15 protein-coding genes and 1 pseudogene are annotated in these 17,462 nt (G+C 58.3%); 9 read left to right on the top strand and 7 right to left on the bottom strand.

Going from position 1 to position 17,462, the window contains the following annotated elements; genetic code table 11:
* Position 1: 1 nt before the first annotated feature.
* Entirely contained in the window at positions 2 to 1,177 is a 1,176-nt protein-coding gene (gene araJ / locus DVA43_RS06260) for an MFS transporter AraJ (protein ID WP_114314945.1), read from the bottom strand.
* 200 nt (positions 1,178 to 1,377) lie between these two features.
* On the opposite strand from araJ, the gene ppk2 reads away from it, so the two are divergent.
* Positions 1,378 to 2,196 (top strand): polyphosphate kinase 2, encoded by an 819-nt coding sequence (ppk2, locus tag DVA43_RS06255; protein ID WP_114314944.1) that lies wholly within the window; start codon positions 1,378 to 1,380, stop codon positions 2,194 to 2,196.
* A 189-nt stretch (positions 2,197 to 2,385) separates the two neighbouring features.
* Here the strand turns inward: ppk2 and fdnI are convergent, their stop codons facing one another.
* Genes fdnI through fdnG form a run of 3 tightly spaced genes read right to left on the bottom strand, consistent with a single transcriptional unit; the run spans position 2,386 to position 6,978 of the window.
* The gene (gene fdnI / locus DVA43_RS06250; RefSeq protein ID WP_114314943.1) at positions 2,386 to 3,042 is read right to left on the bottom strand and encodes a formate dehydrogenase-N subunit gamma; all 657 of its coding nucleotides are present in this window, start codon (positions 3,040 to 3,042) and stop codon (positions 2,386 to 2,388) included.
* A complete protein-coding gene (fdxH, locus tag DVA43_RS06245; RefSeq protein ID WP_114314942.1) occupies positions 3,035 to 3,919 on the bottom strand; it encodes a formate dehydrogenase subunit beta in 885 nt (294 codons plus the stop codon). The genes fdnI and fdxH overlap by 8 nt, the downstream gene beginning before the upstream one ends.
* Positions 3,920 to 3,930: 11 nt before the next feature.
* Positions 3,931 to 6,978, bottom strand: a complete 3,048-nt coding sequence (gene fdnG / locus DVA43_RS06240; RefSeq protein ID WP_147271011.1) for a formate dehydrogenase-N subunit alpha — start codon at positions 6,976 to 6,978, stop codon at positions 3,931 to 3,933.
* Positions 6,979 to 7,199: 221 nt separating this feature from the next.
* Here fdnG and yddG point away from each other — a divergent pair, with 221 nt between their 5' ends.
* Positions 7,200 to 8,087, top strand: coding sequence for an aromatic amino acid DMT transporter YddG (yddG, locus tag DVA43_RS06230; RefSeq protein ID WP_114314939.1), 888 nt, complete (start codon positions 7,200 to 7,202; stop codon positions 8,085 to 8,087).
* A gap of 65 nt (positions 8,088 to 8,152) precedes the next feature.
* Here yddG and DVA43_RS06225 read toward each other — a convergent pair whose 3' ends face one another.
* On the bottom strand, positions 8,153 to 9,100 hold the full coding sequence (locus DVA43_RS06225; protein ID WP_103821990.1) for a LysR substrate-binding domain-containing protein: 948 nt from the start codon (positions 9,098 to 9,100) through the stop codon (positions 8,153 to 8,155).
* 171 nt (positions 9,101 to 9,271) lie between these two features.
* On the opposite strand from DVA43_RS06225, the gene DVA43_RS06220 reads away from it, so the two are divergent.
* Genes DVA43_RS06220 through DVA43_RS06190 form a run of 7 tightly spaced genes read left to right on the top strand, consistent with a single transcriptional unit; the run spans position 9,272 to position 15,722 of the window.
* Positions 9,272 to 10,222, top strand: coding sequence for a branched-chain amino acid ABC transporter permease (locus tag DVA43_RS06220; RefSeq protein WP_114314938.1), 951 nt, complete (start codon positions 9,272 to 9,274; stop codon positions 10,220 to 10,222).
* A gap of 9 nt (positions 10,223 to 10,231) precedes the next feature.
* A complete protein-coding gene (locus tag DVA43_RS06215; protein WP_114314937.1) occupies positions 10,232 to 11,338 on the top strand; it encodes a branched-chain amino acid ABC transporter permease in 1,107 nt (368 codons plus the stop codon).
* Complete coding sequence (locus tag DVA43_RS06210; RefSeq protein WP_114314936.1) at positions 11,335 to 12,102, top strand: ABC transporter ATP-binding protein; 768 nt, start codon at positions 11,335 to 11,337, stop codon at positions 12,100 to 12,102. Before DVA43_RS06215 ends, DVA43_RS06210 begins: the two co-directional genes overlap by 4 nt.
* Positions 12,095 to 12,814, top strand: a complete 720-nt coding sequence (locus tag DVA43_RS06205) for an ABC transporter ATP-binding protein (RefSeq protein ID WP_114314935.1) — start codon at positions 12,095 to 12,097, stop codon at positions 12,812 to 12,814. Before DVA43_RS06210 ends, DVA43_RS06205 begins: the two co-directional genes overlap by 8 nt.
* A gap of 27 nt (positions 12,815 to 12,841) precedes the next feature.
* Positions 12,842 to 13,999: a branched-chain amino acid ABC transporter substrate-binding protein gene (locus DVA43_RS06200; protein WP_114314934.1), complete on the top strand. Its 1,158-nt coding sequence runs from the start codon at positions 12,842 to 12,844 to the stop codon at positions 13,997 to 13,999.
* A gap of 17 nt (positions 14,000 to 14,016) precedes the next feature.
* Positions 14,017 to 14,499, top strand: a complete 483-nt coding sequence (locus DVA43_RS06195) for an L-2-amino-thiazoline-4-carboxylic acid hydrolase (RefSeq protein WP_114314933.1) — start codon at positions 14,017 to 14,019, stop codon at positions 14,497 to 14,499.
* A complete protein-coding gene (locus tag DVA43_RS06190) occupies positions 14,496 to 15,722 on the top strand; it encodes a Zn-dependent hydrolase (protein WP_114314932.1) in 1,227 nt (408 codons plus the stop codon). The genes DVA43_RS06195 and DVA43_RS06190 overlap by 4 nt, the downstream gene beginning before the upstream one ends.
* A 75-nt stretch (positions 15,723 to 15,797) precedes the next feature.
* On the opposite strand, the gene DVA43_RS06185 is transcribed toward DVA43_RS06190, so the two are convergent.
* Positions 15,798 to 16,619 carry an ABC transporter permease gene (locus tag DVA43_RS06185; RefSeq protein WP_114317088.1) on the bottom strand — a complete coding sequence of 274 codons (822 nt, stop codon included), beginning with the start codon at positions 16,617 to 16,619 and terminating at the stop codon, positions 15,798 to 15,800.
* A gap of 9 nt (positions 16,620 to 16,628) precedes the next feature.
* Positions 16,629 to 17,444, bottom strand: a pseudogene (locus DVA43_RS06180) (ABC transporter permease); the annotation flags it as partial.
* Positions 17,445 to 17,462 lie beyond the last annotated feature (18 nt).

Here is a 17,462-nt window from a genome sequence, read left to right as displayed (position 1 = left end):
CTCAGGCTATCGCCTGTGCATCAGCCTGCCCCCGACGGGCTTTCAGATACCCGTACATCAACAGCGACGACATGGCGCAGAACGACAGCGCCGCCGCAGGCAAGGTAACGTAACTCCAGCTAAAGCCCAGGGTAATCATCATCCCGCCAAAGTACGCCCCAATGGCGCTACCGAGATTAAACGCCACCTGCCCGCCTGCCGCACCGAGCATCTCCCCGCCCTGCGCATTTTGCAGAAGCAGGATCTGCAACGGTGCCGACAACGCAAACAGCCCGGCACAGCAGATAAAGCCCATCACCAGCGAGGCCGCAGGGAACGCACCGAAGGCAAACAGCAGCAGCAGGGAGAGCACAATGACCAGATCGGTCACGGCTGCAATCCGCAGCGGGCTGTAGCGCCCGGACAGTTTGCCGCTAAAGAGATTCCCCAGCACCATGCCGAGCCCCATCAGCATCATGATCGCGGTCATCACCCCTTCGGAAAAGCCGGACACGTTGATCATAAACGGCTTAACGAAGCTGAACCAGGCGAAGACCCCGGCATTGCCGAACATGGTGGCGGCAAAGATAAACCAGGGCTCTGGCTTTTTCAGAAAGAGAAACTGCTCCCGCAGACGGGTCTGCGTCTTATCGTACGTCTGCGGCACCCACAGGGCGACAGAGAGCAGCACCAGCAGATTGAATGCGGCAATCAGGAAGAAGGTGTAGCGCCAGCTGAACTGGTGCCCAAGCCAGGTGCCAAGCGGTACGCCGGCAAGATTGGCGACCGTCATCCCGGCAATCATCCCTGCTACCGCCAGCGTCACTTTGCCCGGTGGCGCAATGCGGGAGAGAAGAATGGTGCCAACGCCGAAGAACGCACCGTGTGGAAAACCAGAAACCAGCCGTCCGATCGCCAGCATGGTGTATGAGCTGGAGAAAGTAAAAATCGCATTGCCAATCAGACAGAGCGTTACCAGGAACAATAGAATGGTTTTAAGCGAAAACTTGCTGGAAAAGAGCGCGATAATCGGCGCGCCAATCACTACCCCGAAGGCGTAAAACGAAATCATATTCCCGGCGGAGGGAATAGTGATCCCCACATCCCGCGCCAGCTCGGTTAATACACCCATAATGCCAAATTCAGCCATTCCCAGACCGAACGTGCCAAGCGCTAACGAAAACACCGTCTTTTTCATACCACAGCCACTTGTTAAAAAATTGCGACAGTCATTATTGAACAATCTTGTATGGTGAGCCAGTTCAAATCGCGCCGCTGGCAGCTTCATCCATTATTTCGGGTGGGGTGTGAATATTTTCCACCAATCCCTCTGTCCGTGATTACACTTCAAAGTGTTATGTCACACCGTCCCGGCAGAATCCCTGAAAGGAACGCATCATGGCAGATAAAAAGAAAAGCAAACCCGTTGCGACTAACACTCCTCCCGCCACCCTTAAACGCAAGGAGTATGAAAAAGAGCTGCATCGCCTGCATGAGGAGCTGGTGAAACTTCAGCGCTGGGTGGTGAGTAAGGGCCTTAAGGTGTGCGTCGTTTTTGAAGGCCGCGACGGCGCGGGTAAAGGGGGCACGATCAAAGCCCTGACAGAGCGCGTCAGCCCACGCGTGTTCCGGGTGGTGGCGCTGCCCGCCCCGACGGAAAAAGAGAAAAGCCAGCTCTACTTCCAGCGCTACGTGCCGCATCTGCCCTCGGCGGGGGAAATCGTGATTTTCGACCGCAGCTGGTACAACCGCGCGGGGGTGGAACGGGTAATGGGGTTCTGTACGGAAGAGCAGGTAGAGAAATTTCTCGACGGTGCGCCCATCATTGAAAAAGCGATGGTCGATGCGGGCATTATTCTGATCAAATACTGGCTGGAAGTGACGCCTAAAGAGCAGGAGCGTCGTCTGCGCGACCGCATTAACGACGGGCGAAAAACCTGGAAGCTCTCCCCAATGGACATTAAATCCTTCACCCGCTGGGATGAGTACACCGAAGCGCGTGATGCGATGTTCGCCGCCACCGACACCGCATGGGCCCCGTGGTTTGTCGCCCGCTCCGAAGATAAAAAGCGCGTGCGGCTGAATATTATCTCGCACCTGCTGTCGCAGATTCCCTATAAAGAAATTCCAGAAGAACCGGTGAAATTACCGAAACGAAAAATCGGCAAAGTTAAGCCGACCGCTTATCCGTTCCGTTATATTAAAGAGAAGTTCTGAGTATCGCCCTCCCGGTTCTTTATCGGGAGGATGCAATTTAATTATTACAGGCGAACCAGCTGATGGAAACAAGTATTAAGGAAAAGAACGCCGGTAAGGAGCATTAAACCCGCTCCGAAACACCGTCCGGAGCGGGAGATCTTCCCCGTAGGCCCGCGCAAGCGCAGCGCCGCCGGGCAACAGAGCACCTTACTTCATCCCTTCACTCACATCTTTCTGCGCTTCCAGGCGCTCCACATCACGATACCAGCGCGGGTGGTGTTTCTGCGCCCAGCGGCGGCTCACCTTCCCTTCGATCATCCCTTTAATCGAGCCTTTGACCCAGAACGCCATATACATATGGATCAGAATGGCGTGGATCAAAATAATGGCCGAGGTCGCATGGATAAGCAGGCTGTAACGCACCACCTGAATCGGAAAATACTGGGCAAAGTACGGACGCCAGATAATGACGCCGGTCACCAGCAGCACAAAAATCATGCTCATGATGGTCCAGAACATCATCTTCTGCCCGGCGTTGTATTTACCCACTCGCGCGACTTTATGCTCGTTGCCCTTCAGCACCTCAACAATCCCCTTCAACCAGGGAATATCCTGCTTGTCCGGGATGTTGTGATGCACAAAACGCACGAACATAAACATCAGCGCCACGAAAATCAGCACCCCGAAGAACGGGTGCAGAATGCGCCCCATCTGCGGGGTGCCGAAGGTCTCCGTCAGCCATTGCAGGGTCGGGAAGAAGAACGAAATCCCCGACAATGACACCAGGAAGAAGCAGATCACTACCGTCCAGTGACAGGCGCGGTCGACAAACTTCGTGCGCACAATCATTTTCGATTTAGTCATGATGCTCCTCCTCATCGTCATCCACCTCTTTGTTCGGCCCGATACCCACGTAGTGATAAATCAGCCCGGCAAAGGTGGCGATAAAGCCCGCCGCAGAGAGCGGCTTCAGCGCCCCTTTCCACAGGTTGATGGAGGTATCGATCGCCGGGTCCTTCGGCAGGTTGTGATACAGCTCCGGCTGGTCGAGATGGTGCAGAACATACATCACGTGCGTTCCGCCCACCCCCTGCGGGTTATAAATGCCCGCATTGGCATAGCCGCGCGCTTTCAGCTTATCCACCCGCTGCTGCGCCACCTCCAGCATCTCCTTTTTGGTGCCAAAGTGAATCGCCCCGGTCGGACAGGTCTTCACGCAGGCTGGCTCCTGGCCAACGCTGACGCGATCCACGCAGAGGGTGCATTTGTAGACGCGGTTATCCTCTTTACTGAGGCGCGGCACGTTAAACGGACACCCGGCGATGCAGTACCCGCAGCCGATGCAGTTCTCCTGCTGGAAATCGACGATGCCGTTGGCGTACTGAATAATCGCTCCGGCGGACGGGCAGGCCTTCAGGCAGCCCGGCTCCTCACAGTGCATGCAGCCGTCTTTTCGGATCAGCCACTCCAGCTTGCCGTTCTGATCGGTTTCGCTAAAGCGCATCACCGTCCAGGATTTGGCGCTCAGATCCGCCGGGTTATCGTAAACCCCAACGCAGTGCCCAACCTCGTCGCGGATATCGTTCCACTCGGAACAGGCCACCTGGCAGGCTTTACAGCCCACACAGGAGGAGACATCAATCAGCTTAGCCACTTCCGCTTTGTAGTCCCGCGCACGAGGCGCGGGGGTAAAGCCGTTAGTGGCGGAGCGTTTGATGACGTCTTGTGTTTCCATCGACATTTATTCGCTCCTTATGCTTTCTCGATGTTGACCAGGAACGCCTTGTACTCTGGCGTTTGCGAGTTGGAATCCCCCACCGCAGGCGTCAGGGTGTTGGCGATATAGCCTTTCTGCGCCACCCCTTCAAAGCCCCAGTGCAGCGGAATACCCACGGTTTCCACCTGCTGGCCGTGAACGTTCAGGGCCTGCAGACGACGGGTGACCACCGCCACGGCGCGAATAAACCCGCGCTGGCTGCTGACCTTAACGCGATCGCCGTTGGCAATCCCTTTGGCCTTCGCCAGGGTTTCGCTGATCTCTACAAACTGCTCCGGCTGGGCGATGGCGTTCAGTCGCGCATGCTTGGTCCAGGTGTGGAAGTGCTCGGTCAGGCGATAGGTAGTGCCGACGTACGGGAACTTGTCTTTCTTACCCATGCGCACAACGTCTTCCTGATAGACACGCACCACCGGACTGGAGACCACGTTCGGGTGCAGCGGGTTGGTGCCGAGCGGCGTTTCCATCGGCTCGTAGTGTTCCGGGAATGGCCCTTCCGCCAGCTTGTCGATGGCAAACAGTCGTCCCAGCCCTTCCGGCTGCATGATAAACGGCCCGGTGTTGCTGCCCGGCGCGGCGGTGTTGAAGTCCGGAATATCATTTCCGGTCCACTTCGTGCCGTTCCACTGGATCAGCATCCGTTTCGCATCCCACGGCTTGCCGTTGATATCCGCCGAGGCACGGTTGTAGAGCACGCGACGGTTAAGCGGCCAAGCCCAGGCCCAGCCCAACGTATTGCCCAGCCCGGACGGGTCGGCGTTATCGCGGTTGGCCATCTGGTTGCCCTGCTCGGTCCAGCTCCCGGTGTAAATCCAGCAGGAAGAGGAGGTGGTACCGTCATCGCGCAGTTGGGCGAAGCTGCTCAGCAGCTGGCCTTTTTTCGCGATAAGCGCGCCACTGGCATCATAGAGATCCGCCAGCGCACGGCCGTTATTCTCTTTCGCCACTTCTTCCGATTCCGGGTGATCCGGCTGTTTGTAATCCCAGCGCATGCGCAGCAGCGGCTCGGTGCCCTTGCCGCCCTGCGTGCGATACATCTCGCGCAGACGATGGTAAATCCCGGCCAGGATCTCGCCGTCGTTACGGGCTTCTCCCGGCGCGTCCTGTCCCTTCCAGTGCCACTGCAGCCAGCGACCGGAGTTGGCGATGGAGCCATCCTCTTCCGCGAAGCAGGTTGATGGCAGACGGAACACCTCGGTCTGAATGGAGGCGGTATCCACATCGTTCATCTCGCCGTGGTTCTGCCAGAAGTTCGAGGTTTCCGTCACCAGCGGATCGATCACCACCATGTACTTCAGCTTGCTGAGGCTGGCGACAATCTTGTTTTTGTCCGGGAACGACGCCACCGGGTTAAAGCCCTGGCAGATGTACCCTGTGACCTTGCCCTTCGCCATCATGTTGAAATACTTAATGACGTCGTAAGACTGGTCCCATTTCGGCAGCCAGTTAAAGCCCCAGTCGTTCTCCTTCTGCGCCGCATCGCCGTAGAAGGATTTCATCAGGCTGACGTAGAACTTCGGATAGTTGCTCCAGTAGTTCACCTGATCCGGCAGCGTCGCTTTTGGCGTGTTCGCCGCCAGGTAGGTTTGCAGATCGGTCTGTTTTTCCGACGGCAGCGTCAGGTAGCCCGGCAGGCTTGTTGATAGCAGCCCCAGATCGGTGAGCCCCTGAATGTTGGAGTGACCGCGCAGGGCGTTTACGCCGCCACCGGCCATGCCCATGTTGCCGAGCAGGAGCTGGATCATCGCCATGGTACGGATGTTCTGCGCACCCACGGTGTGTTGCGTCCAGCCCAGCGCATACAGGAAGGTGGTGGTCCTGTCTGCCGCACTGGTAGAGGCCAGCACTTCGCACACTTTCAGGAAGTCCGCTTTCGGCGTACCGCAGATGTTCTCCACCACCTCCGGCGTATAGCGGGAGACGTGCTGCTTCAGCAGGTTCCAGACGCAGCGCGGGTCGGTCAGTGTTTCATCGCGTTTCGCGTAACCGTTTTCATCGAACTGATAGTTCCAGGAGGATTTATCGTACTGGCGTTTCTCGGCGTCATAGCCGCTGAACAGCCCGTCCTCAAAGGCAAAATCTTCCCGCACCAGCAGGTTCGCGTTGGTGTAGTGCTTAACGTACTCGGCGTTAATTTTGTTGTTTTCGATCAGGTACAGCAGCACGCCGGAGAGGAACGTAATGTCCGTACCGGAGCGGATCGGCGCATAGATATCGGCCACCGATGCCGTACGCGTAAAGCGCGGATCGACGACGATCAGCGTCGCATCGTTGTTATTTTTCGCTTCCATCGCCCAGCGGAATCCCACCGGATGGGCTTCAGCGGCGTTACCGCCCATCACCACCACGACGTTAGCGTTTTTGATATCAACCCAGTGGTTGGTCATCGCACCGCGACCAAATGTTGGAGCAAGACTTGCTACCGTTGGTCCGTGTCAGACGCGCGCCTGGTTGTCTACCGCCAGCATGCCGAGTGAGCGCACAAATTTTTGCGTCAGCATGCCGGTTTCATTACTCGCCGCCGAGGCGCAGAGCATCCCGGTGGAGAGCCAGCGGTTGACCGTTACACCCTGTTCGTTGGTCTCGACGAAGTTGGCGTCGCGGTCGGCTTTCATCAATCTCGCAATGCGGGTGAAGGCCTCATCCCAGGAGATGCGCTGCCATTTATTGGAGCCGGGCGCGCGGTATTCCGGATAACGCAGACGGTTGTCGCTGTGAACATAGTCCAGCAGGCCCGCCCCTTTCGGGCATAACGCCCCGCGGCTGACCGGATGATCCGCATCGCCTTCAATATGATAAATCGACGCTTTAGCGTTCTTCGCGCCATCACCCAGGCTATACATCAATAGCCCGCATCCCACGGAGCAGTATGTGCAGGTGTTGCGGATCTCTTTGGCACGCAGCAACTTATAGTTGCGCGCCTGAGCCAGCGCCATTTTGGGGGCAAACCCCAGAGCGGCTACTGTTGTCCCGGCCATACCGCCCGCGCAGATTTTAAAAAACTGTCTGCGACTGACGTCCATCGTTGTCCTCGTTAGATCATTGAGAAGTCCGGCGGAAAACTAACAGCAAAGCCCCTGTTTTTTTTGCGGCAAATCAATATCGCCGATCTTCGCCCTCTTAATAGTCAGCGCTGGCGGCTTTTACTAACGCTAAAGGGTTACTTCGGCACAGATAAATTCGCGGAAGGTACTGAAACAGTGCTATAAATTTGCCCCTTAAATTGATAGCCAGTGGAAATGCGATGGAGAGAAAAAAAGCCACCCTGGTCGGTCTGGCCGCGATCGTGCTCTGGAGCACGATGGTGGGTCTGATTAGGGGCGTTAGCGAGGGATTAGGTCCGGTTGGGGGCGCGGCGGCAATCTATACGCTGAGCGGTTTACTCTGTCTGGTAACGGTGGGTTTCCCCAGGCTGCGTCGTTTCTCGCCCCGCTATCTCATTGCCGGCAGCGTGCTGTTTGTCAGCTATGAAATCTGTCTTGCCCTCTCGTTAGGCTATGCCGCCACCCGCCACCAGGCAATTGAGGTGGGGATGGTCAACTATCTCTGGCCGAGCCTGACCATCGTGTTCGCCATTCTGTTCAACGGCCAGAAAACCACCCTGTGGGTGATCCCGGGCCTGATCATCGCCCTGCTGGGGGTGAGCTGGGTATTAGGCGGCGAAAATGGGCTGAACCCAACTGATATCGCCCGCAACATCGTCTCCAACCCGCTTAGTTACGGCCTTGCGTTCGTTGGCGCCTTTATTTGGGCAGCCTACTGCACCGTGACCAGTAAATACGCCAACGGCCAGAACGGGATCACCCTGTTTGTATTGCTCACCGCCCTGACCCTGTGGCTGAAATATGCTTTCAGCCCGCAGCCGGAGATGGTGTTTAGCGTGCCGGTGGTGATCAAACTTTTAATGTGCGGCGTGGCGCTGGGGTTTGGCTACGCGTCGTGGAATATCGGTATCTTGCACGGCAACGTGACGCTGCTGGCGGCAGCATCCTATTTCACCCCGGTACTGTCAGCGGCACTGGCAGCGGTGCTGCTGAATGCGCCGCTGTCGTTCAGCTTCTGGCAAGGGGCGATGATGGTGTGCGCTGGCTCGCTGCTGTGCTGGTACGCCACCCGGGCACGTAGGGGTTGAGTTTTGTAGGCCGGGTAAGGCGAAGCCGCCACCCGGCATTGTTGCTCCGGCACAGTCTGATTCCCCTAACCCTCTCCCTCAAGGGAGAGGTTACTGTTCCGCCGCAACCAGTTCTGAAGCAACTTCCCGTCCTGACTCATCTCTCCATCCTGACGCACGCACAGATAGTAATCCCGGCCATCGTCGATAGGGAGATCGAAGATCTTCACCAGCTCACCGCTCTCCAGATAGGGCGCAATCAACGGCTCGCGCATCAGGGCGCAGCCCAGCCCCGCCTGCACGCCCGCCAGGGTTAACAGCCCGTCTTCAAACATCGGGCCGCTGCGCCGTAGCGGGCGTTTTACCCCCTGCTGGATAAACCACTGCTGCCAGGTGGTGCGCTCCTCATCATGCAGGAGCGGCATTTGCAGCAGCTGTTCGGGGGTATCGATATGCCCGTGCAGGCGCAAAAACGCCCGGCTACAGACTGGCACCATCTGCCCGGAGATCAGCTTTTCGCTCTGGTAGCCCGCCCACTGCCCATTGCCGAAGCGGATCGACATATCCGAAGCATCGCTCAGGTAGTTGCGGTGATTGGCGTAGACCACGTTAATTTCGGTCTGTGGGTTAGCCCGCATAAACCCGGGCAGGCGCGGGATAAACCACCCCATGCCAAAAAGCGGGATCAGGCTGATGGTCACCTGGCGGGTCTGCACCTGCTCCAGCAGATGCCCGGTGGCCTGGCGCAGCACATTAAAGGCCGCGCGAATGGAGCGGTAATAATCCCGCCCTTGCTGGCTCAGGATCAGCCCGCGGCCCTGACGCTCGGTGAGCGGCATCTGTAAGTACCCTTCCAGCACTTTCAGCTGATGACTCACCGCCGAGGGCGATATCTCCAGCTCCTGGGCCGCCTGTGTCACGCTGCCCAGCCGCGCTATCGCCTCAAAGGCCCGCACTGCACGGAGCGGTGGATCGTTCGCCAGCCGGCTCTCGGCAAAGGCCGACAACGCCAGGGATTGTTCTGTTTTATTCATATATTGATCTGTTATGGATAATCCGGTTAATCAGCCATTTATCATAATCATTAAAATCAATCAGATAGTGCAAGCTCCAAAAATCATAAGAAAGAATATATGCGTATTTCACAATTTAATTCAATTATTAGATGTTAGCCGCTGAAAAGAGCAATTTGTCGGGTAACAACGTTGGACACACTCATACAACAACTGATCAACGGCGTGATGCTGGGCAGCATCTACGCGCTGATCGCGCTGGGCTATACCATGGTGTATGGCATTTTGCGCATTATTAACTTCGCCCATGGCGATATTTTGATGGTCGGCGCGCTGACCACCCTGTCGGCGCTGAATCTCCTGAACAGCTATTTCCCCGCCATGCCACAGCTGTTGCAGCTCGGCTTTGCGCTGCTGATCGCCATGGCGGTCTGCGCCCTGCTGGCGATGGCCGTTGAGCGCTTTGCCTATCGCCGCCTGCGTAATGCCCCGCGGCTGGCACCGTTGATCTCCGGGATTGGCGTATCGGTGCTGCTGCAAACCGTGGCGATGATTATCTGGTCGCGTAATCCGCTGATGTTCCCGCAGATCCTGCCGATGGACCCGATTGCCATCACGGCGGGCAGCGAGGCGCATCCCCCGGCGATTGTCACGGTCACCGGCATCGTCACCGTGGCGCTGGCGCTGATCGTCATGACCGGCCTGTGGCTTCTGGTGGAGTACACCCGCCTCGGCCGCGGTATGCGCGCGGTGGCTGAAAACCCACGCGTCGCCACTCTGATGGGCGTTAATCCAAACGCCATCATCACCCTGACCTTTGCGATTGGTGGCGTTTTTGCCGCGCTGGCAGGCGTGATGATGGCCAGCAACTACGGCAACGCCAGCTTCTCGATGGGCTTTCTGCCGGGTATTAAAGCCTTTACCGCAGCCGTTCTCGGCGGCATCGGCAATATTCGCGGAGCGATGATTGGCGGGATCCTGCTCGGCATTATCGAAGCGCTGGGCGCCGGTTATCTGGGCGAGCTGACTCACGGTGTGTTCGGCAGCAACTACCAGGACGTGTTCGCCTTTATTGTGCTGATTCTGGTGCTGGTCTTCCGTCCGGCAGGTCTGTTGGGCGAGCGCGTGGCGCACAGAGCGTAAGGGAAAATCATGACTGCCATTGAAATCAAAACCCCGGCGGCCAGCGGTAAATTCTGGTCCGGCATGACGCTCTTCGTGCTTGCCCTGCTGCTTGCGCCGGTCGTGGCTACCCAGCTGGGCGGCAACTACTGGGTGCGGGTGATCGACTTCGCCCTGCTCTACATCATGCTGGCGCTGGGGCTGAATATCGTTGTCGGCTACACCGGCCTGCTGGATATGGGCTTTATCGCCTTCTATGCCGTTGGCGCCTATCTGGCGGCGCTGCTGGCGTCGCCGCATCTCGCAGAGGTGTTCCCGATCCTGAACCTCTGGTTCCCGGACGGGCTGCACACCTCGTACCTGCTGATTGTCCCGATTGCGGCGCTGGTCGCGGCGGTGTGCGGCATTCTACTGGGTGCCCCGACGCTGAAGCTGCGCGGGGATTACCTGGCGATTGTGACCCTCGGCTTCGGGGAGATCATCCGCATTCTGATGCGTAACCTCGACCGCCCGGTGAACATCACCAACGGGGCAAAAGGTATTACTGGTGTTGATACTCTCAACCTGTTTGGCCTGAAGTTCAGCGGCGTTTATCACTGGTTCGGCGTCAAAGTGCCCGCCCTGTGGCTCTGGTACTACCTGCTGATGCTGGTGATTGTCGGGATCATTTTTGTCTGCCTGCGCCTGCAACACTCACGCATTGGCCGGGCGTGGCACGCTATCCGTGAAGATGAAGATGTCGCCCGGGCAATGGGTATCAACGTGCGCAACTTTAAGCTGCTGGCCTTTGCCATGGGCGCCTCCTTTGGCGGTGTGGCCGGGGCGCTGTTCGGCGCCTTCCAGGGCTTTGTTTCGCCGGAATCCTTCACCCTACAGGAGTCCATAGCCGTACTGGCGATGGTGGTGCTGGGTGGGATGGGCCATATCCCGGGGGTGATCCTCGGCGCGGTACTGCTCACCGCCCTGCCGGAGCTGCTGCGCAGCCAGGCGGCCCCGGTGCAGCAGGCGCTGTTTGGTTCGGTACTGATTGATCCGGAGATCCTGCGTCAGCTGTTTTACGGCCTGGCGCTGGTGCTGGTGATGCTGGTTCGCCCGTCGGGCATCTGGCCGAAGCGCCACAAGGAGGTAAAAGCATGAGCCTGTTAACCGTGCGCAATATGTCCAAACGCTTTGGCGGCCTTACCGCCGTGGATAACGTCTCGCTGTCGATTAACAAGGGGGAGATCTACGGCCTGATTGGCCCCAACGGCGCGGGCAAAACCACCTGCTTTAACCTCATCACCGGCCTGTATCCCGCCGACAGCGGTGAGTTCGCCATTGCCGATAAGCCCTACTTCCCGACCCAGATCGAAAAGGTAACTGCCGCGGGCATCGCCCGTACATTCCAGAACGTGCGACTGTTTAACGAGATGTCGGTGCTGGAGAACGTTATGGTGGGTCGCCACGTGCGTACCCGCAACGGACTCTGGGCGGCGCTGAGCCGTCACAAACGCGCCCGGGCAGAAGAAGCTCAGACCCTTGAGCAGGCCTGGCACTGGCTGGCGTATACCGGCATTGCGAAGTTTGCCCACTACCGCGCCTGCGATCTGGCTTACGGCCATCAGCGGCGGCTGGAGATCGCCCGCGCGCTGGCGACCGATCCGCTGCTGCTGGCGCTGGATGAACCCGCCGCCGGGATGAACGCGGCGGAGAAAGTGGCTCTCGGCGAGTTGCTGACCCGTATTCGTGACGACGGCAAAACCCTGCTGATGATTGAGCACGACGTCAAGCTGGTGATGGGGATCTGCGATCGCCTCACGGTGCTGGATTACGGCAAAACGCTGGCCAGCGGCACCCCGGACAGCGTGCGTCGCGACCCGGCAGTGATCGCCGCCTGGCTTGGAGGCAATGCTCATGTCTGAATTACTGAAAGTGGAACGTCTGGACGTGCATTACGGCGGCATCCAGGCGGTACGGGACGTCTCCTTTAGCCTGGGTGAAGGCGAACAGGCCACGCTGATCGGGGCCAACGGTGCGGGCAAAAGCTCCACCGTACGCGCCATCACCGGGCTGGAGCGTTTTGGCGGCAATATCGAATTTAACGGCAAACCGGTCCGCAAACAGAAAGCCGAAGCGCTGCTACGCGAGGGGCTGGTGATGGTCCCGGAAGGCCGGGGCATCTTCGCCCGCATGACGGTGCTGGAGAACCTGCAAATGGGGGCCTGGCTTCGACGTGACGCTGTCACCGTCAGGCAGGAGATGAACGAGATTTTCGAACGGTTCCCGCGTCTGGGCGAACGGCAGCACCAGCTGGCCGGACTGCTCTCCGGCGGGGAACAGCAGCTCTTAGCCCTGAACCGCGCCCTGCTCAGCCGCCCGCGCCTGCTGATCCTCGACGAACCCTCCATGGGCCTCGCGCCAAAGATGGTCGAGAACATTTTTGCCGTCATCGCCGGACTGCGCGAGCGCGGCGTGGCGTTGTTGCTGATCGAGCAAAACGCCCGGCTGGCGCTGGAGGTGACCGATCAGGCCTGGGTGATGGACAGCGGCAGCATCGTCCATCACGGCGAGTCCAGGGCGATGCTCGACGACGACCAGATTGCACAGATTTATTTGGGTGCAATGCCCGCTTAACACACCAACCAATATCAGGGAAAAATAATGAAAACCATTAAAATCAGTGCGCTCAGCGCGGCCATTATGCTCAGCGGGTTTGCCTCCACCGGTGCCTGGGCCGCCGACAGCGAAACCGTGGTGATCGGCCTGGCGGGCCCGCTGACCGGCCCGTCTGCCCGTATCGGTAAAGATCTGGAGAACGGCGCGCAGCTGGCGATTGACGATATCAACAAACAGCACCCGACCATCGGCGGCAAGGCGGTGACTTTCAAGCTGCAGTCGGAAGATGACCAGTCGGATCCGCGTACCGCCGTGGCTGTGGCTCAGCGTCTGGTGGACACCGGCGTGGCTGGCGTGGTCGGCCACTGGAACACCGGCACCAGCATCCCGGCGGCCCGCGTCTATCACGATGCCGGTATCGCTCAGGTGGCCCCCGTTGCCACCGGTCATGCCTATACCAAACAGGGGTTCGACACCAGCTTCCGCGTGATGGGCCACGACGATGACGGCGGCCAGTTTGCCGGACAGTACGCGGTAAATACCCTGAAAGCCAAACGCATCGCGGTCATCGACGATCGTACCGCCTTTGGTCAGGGCCTGGCGGATGAGTTTATTAAATCGCTGGAAGCCCAGGGCGTGAAGATTGTTGACCGTCAGTACGTGGACGACAAAACCGTCGACTTTAGCGCCGTATTGACCGCTATTCGCAGTAAGAACGCCGATCTCATCTTCTTCGGCGGCGTGGACAGCCAGGCGGCTCCGCTGGCGCGTCGTATCAAACAGCTGGGTATGAAGACTACCCTGATGGGCGCAGGCGGCTTTGTCAGCCAGACCTTCCTGCAGCTGGCGCAGAAAGAGGGTGAAGGCGTTGTCGCGCTGGAGCCGGGCCTACCGGTGGATCAGATGCCGGGCGGCAAGACCTTCGAGCAGGCATACCAGTCCCGCTACCACACCCATATCGAACTGCACGCCCCCTTCGCCTATGACGCCACCCGCGTACTGGTTGCCGCGATGGAAAAAGCCGACTCGGTTGATCCGGCAGAGTACCTGCCTGCCCTGCGCGCCATCAGCTATTCCGGCGTCACCGGGCAGATCGCCTTTGACGATCAGGGCAACCTGAAGGCTCCGTCCTTCACCGTCTATAAAGTGGTCGATGGCAAATGGCAGCCGCAAACCGTGCTCGGCGGCGCAAAAGCTAAGTAACGCAGTGAGGCAATGTGATGAATGATAATAATGAGCTGGGCATTCTCGCCCGCCGCAAAATTGAAGCAGAAATTATTAAACCAATTTATGAAATCCTGGTCCGCGAAGTGGGCAAGACCCGCGCCCAGGCGGTGATTGGCGAGGCCATTGAGCAGGCCGCCATTAACGCGGGCAAAGAGTTTGCCAGCAAGGAGCCGAACGGCGCAGACGTGAAGAGCTTTATCGCCCTGCAGTATCTGTGGGAGAAGGATAACGCTCTCGACGTAAAGGTGATCGACGCCGACGACCAGCAGTACAACTACAACGTGACCCGCTGCCGCTATGCCGAGATGTATCACGAGATGGGCCTCGGCGAGATCGGCCACCTGCTGTCGTGCGCCCGGGATGAGAAATTCATCGTCGGCTACGCGCCGGACGTGGAGCTGACGCGCACCACCACCATTATGCAGGGCGGCGCATGCTGCGACTTCCGCTACCGCAGCACCAAGGACAAAGCATGATCCGCATTAATGCAGACCGTTTATGGTCTACGCTGGAGACGATGGCGCAGATCGGCGGCACCCCCGCCGGAGGTGTGACTCGCCTGGCACTGAGCGAGGAAGACCGTATTGCCCGCAACCTGCTGCGCGAGTGGGCACTGGAGGCCGGTTTTAGCTGCGAAGTGGACAGCATGGGCAACATGTTTATCCGCCGCGCCGGTAAAAACCCGGCGCTGCCCCCGGTGATGACCGGTTCCCACGTGGATTCCCAGCCGCTCGGCGGCAACTATGACGGGATCTACGGCGTACTGGCCGGGCTGGAGCTGCTGCGCACCCTGAACGACCACCAGGTTGAAACTGAGCGCGATATCGTGCTGGTGAACTGGACCAACGAAGAAGGCGCGCGCTTTGCCCCGGCGATGCTCGCCTCCGGGGTCTGGGCGGGTCAACTTTCCGAAGCCTTTGCTTACGCCAGAATGGACAGCAAACAGATCACCGTTCGCGACGCCCTTGAGGCCATCGGCTATCGTGGCCCACGCCCTGCCCGCGCCTTCCCGATCCACGCCTGCTATGAACTGCATATCGAACAGGGACCTATCCTCGAAGATGAAGCCATTGATATCGGCCTGGTGCGTGCTGCGATGGGTCAGCGCTGGTTTACCCTTACCCTCAACGGATTTGCCGCACATGCGGGCACCACGCCAATGCACAGCCGCCACGATGCGTTGACCGCTTTTGCGGAGCTGGCGCTGAAGGTGGAGGAGATCGGTTATCAGCATGCCCCGGACGGGCGTGCTACCATCGGCATGGCGAACGTGACTCCGAATTCACGAAACGTCGTCCCGTCCCGGGTGGTGTGCAGCGTAGAGTTCCGCCATCCGCTCAGCGAGGCGCTGGAGGCGATGGAAACCGCGCTGCATCAGGCGGCTGCAGGTCTTTCGGCGCGTGGCGTGAGCGCCAGCGTCGAGCGCATCTTCGACTATGCACCTGTCGCCTTTGATGAAACCTGTCTTGTCCGAACGGAACAGGCTGTGGCCGCGCTGGGCTATTCATCAAAATCGATGGTATCCGGCGCTGGGCACGATACCTGTTACGTCAGCAAAATCGCGCCTGCCAGCATGATCTTTATCCCCTGCGTGAAGGGCATTAGCCATAACGAAGCGGAAAAGATTCATCCGGAATGGTCAGAAAAAGGGGCCAATGTGTTGCTGCATAGCGTGTTGAGTGCGGCGCAGGAGTCATAAACAGGCACTTTCCCCGGCCAACGGCCGGGGAACCATTAATCGAAAACGCTTACAGTATGTTGTAACTAATTGCGGTTATTTCCCCAGCTTCGAGAGCATCTCAGGGCGCATAAATTTATGGATCACCAGCATAAAGATCACCGACGGCACCAGCAGAATCAGCGCCGTAATGGAGGACATCTGATAATTACCCGACATGCTGGCGGTATAGAGCAGTATTGGCAGTGTGTTGATCTCCGGCGCGCCGACAAAGAACGTGGCGGTAAACTCATCCAGCGATTCGAGAAAGACAAAGATGCTGGCGGCAATCAGCCCGGGGGCGGCCTGCGGCAGGATGATATGGAAAAAGGTGTAGACCGGCCCGGCGCCCAGATTGCGTGACGCCCGCGCCAGCAGCGGATCGAGCGCCGAGAACGCCGCGACGCTTATCCAGATGGAGTACATCAGCCCGTGCACGCTGTGCACCAGCACTACCCCGGCAATCGTCCCGTTCAACCCCCACTGGTAGAAGAGCCGCGCCACGTTCATATAGACCGTCAGGTTCGGGAAGGCCTGCGGGATCAAAAACAGCAGCATAAAGAAGGCGCGGCACGGCATGGACCGGTGCGAAAGCGCGTACCCTGCCGGGATTGAAATCAGCAGACACACCACCACTGCCAGAAGAGCTATCAGGACGCTGATGGACAACGAGCCGGAGACGTCACTGTAAGGGCTAAAAACCTGCCCCCAGTACTTCAACCCCCACTGACCGGGCAAGGTATGCGGGAAAAACCAGCTCTCCGCCACCGTCCAGATCAGCAGGTTCAGCAGCGGGCCAAACAGCGCCAGCACCAGGAAGGTAAGCAGCAGGGTTTGCAGAATAAAGCTGCCGCGAATTCTTTTAAACAGCGCGTTCATCAGGGGTTTTTTTGCATTCAGGCTGTGGCGCAGATAGAACCAGGACATCGCGGCGCACATCAGGTACGAGATGACCCCCATCGCATTGGCAACCGGATAGTCGCCATACGAGTTGACGCGAAATGCCATATCAACGGTCATCATCGTCGGGGTGCCCGTGCCGATCATCAGGGGAACCGACAGCACCGACATCATGGTGACCGTCGATAACACCATTGCGATGCCAATGGTCGGCAACACCTGCGGCAAAATAATGTCGAACAGGATACGCATCCGGGAGGCACCGAGGTTTTTCGCCGCCAGAATATGGGTAGGCTCCACCGCCGCCATGGCGCCGCTAATCAGCAGCGTGGTAAAGGCCATCTGTTTCCAGACAAAGGTAATAATGATCCCGCTCCAGCCCAGCAGCGAGGTGGTCTCCATCGGCGTCATTACGCCGAGGGCAACCAACGTATTGTTCATCAGGCCGTTTTTTGCCAGGAAGGTCCGCATCATCTGCGCGGCAACGATAAACGGGATAAACAGCGGCAGGCGGTATAAAAAGGCCAGCGCTTTAACGAGACGACGACAGGGCGAGAGCACAATCACGGCGGAAATAGTGATGGAGAGCAGCGCCAGGATCGCCAGTGAAACGAGCACAATGATCAGGGTAAAGAGAATATCGTTCGAATAGAGGCTAAACACTTTTTCAAAGTGCGCCAGCGTCAAACCTGTTTCATGGGTAAAAGCCGAAATAAGCGAATAGCCCAGCGGCCAGAGAAAGAAGATGCCAATCATCAGCGTCGCCGGAATAACCAGCAGGAAAGCGTTAAATGTCTGTCGCATGAATAATCACCGCTAAAG

Origin of the sequence: Leclercia sp. W6, assembly GCF_003336345.1 — a bacterium.
Classification (GTDB): domain Bacteria; phylum Pseudomonadota; class Gammaproteobacteria; order Enterobacterales; family Enterobacteriaceae; genus Enterobacter.
The sequence above is the reverse complement of the archived record's forward strand: the minus strand, read 5'-3'. Positions and strand labels throughout refer to the sequence as shown.

Bases quoted from the DNA above. Each gene is read 5' to 3' on its own strand.
- araJ (WP_114314945.1), bottom strand. From the start codon at position 1,177: ATGAAAAAGACGGTGTTTTCGTTAGCGCTTGGCACGTTCGGTCTGGGA.
- DVA43_RS06185 (WP_114317088.1), bottom strand. From the start codon at position 16,619: ATGAACGCGCTGTTTAAAAGAATTCGCGGCAGCTTTATTCTGCAAACC.
- yddG (WP_114314939.1), top strand. From the start codon at position 7,200: ATGGAGAGAAAAAAAGCCACCCTGGTCGGTCTGGCCGCGATCGTGCTC.
- ppk2 (WP_114314944.1), top strand. From the start codon at position 1,378: ATGGCAGATAAAAAGAAAAGCAAACCCGTTGCGACTAACACTCCTCCC.
- fdnI (WP_114314943.1), bottom strand. From the start codon at position 3,042: ATGACTAAATCGAAAATGATTGTGCGCACGAAGTTTGTCGACCGCGCC.
- DVA43_RS06215 (WP_114314937.1), top strand. From the start codon at position 10,232: ATGACTGCCATTGAAATCAAAACCCCGGCGGCCAGCGGTAAATTCTGG.
- fdxH (WP_114314942.1), bottom strand. From the start codon at position 3,919: ATGTCGATGGAAACACAAGACGTCATCAAACGCTCCGCCACTAACGGC.
- DVA43_RS06210 (WP_114314936.1), top strand. From the start codon at position 11,335: ATGAGCCTGTTAACCGTGCGCAATATGTCCAAACGCTTTGGCGGCCTT.
- DVA43_RS06195 (WP_114314933.1), top strand. From the start codon at position 14,017: ATGAATGATAATAATGAGCTGGGCATTCTCGCCCGCCGCAAAATTGAA.
- DVA43_RS06205 (WP_114314935.1), top strand. From the start codon at position 12,095: ATGTCTGAATTACTGAAAGTGGAACGTCTGGACGTGCATTACGGCGGC.
- DVA43_RS06225 (WP_103821990.1), bottom strand. From the start codon at position 9,100: ATGAATAAAACAGAACAATCCCTGGCGTTGTCGGCCTTTGCCGAGAGC.
- DVA43_RS06190 (WP_114314932.1), top strand. From the start codon at position 14,496: ATGATCCGCATTAATGCAGACCGTTTATGGTCTACGCTGGAGACGATG.
- DVA43_RS06200 (WP_114314934.1), top strand. From the start codon at position 12,842: ATGAAAACCATTAAAATCAGTGCGCTCAGCGCGGCCATTATGCTCAGC.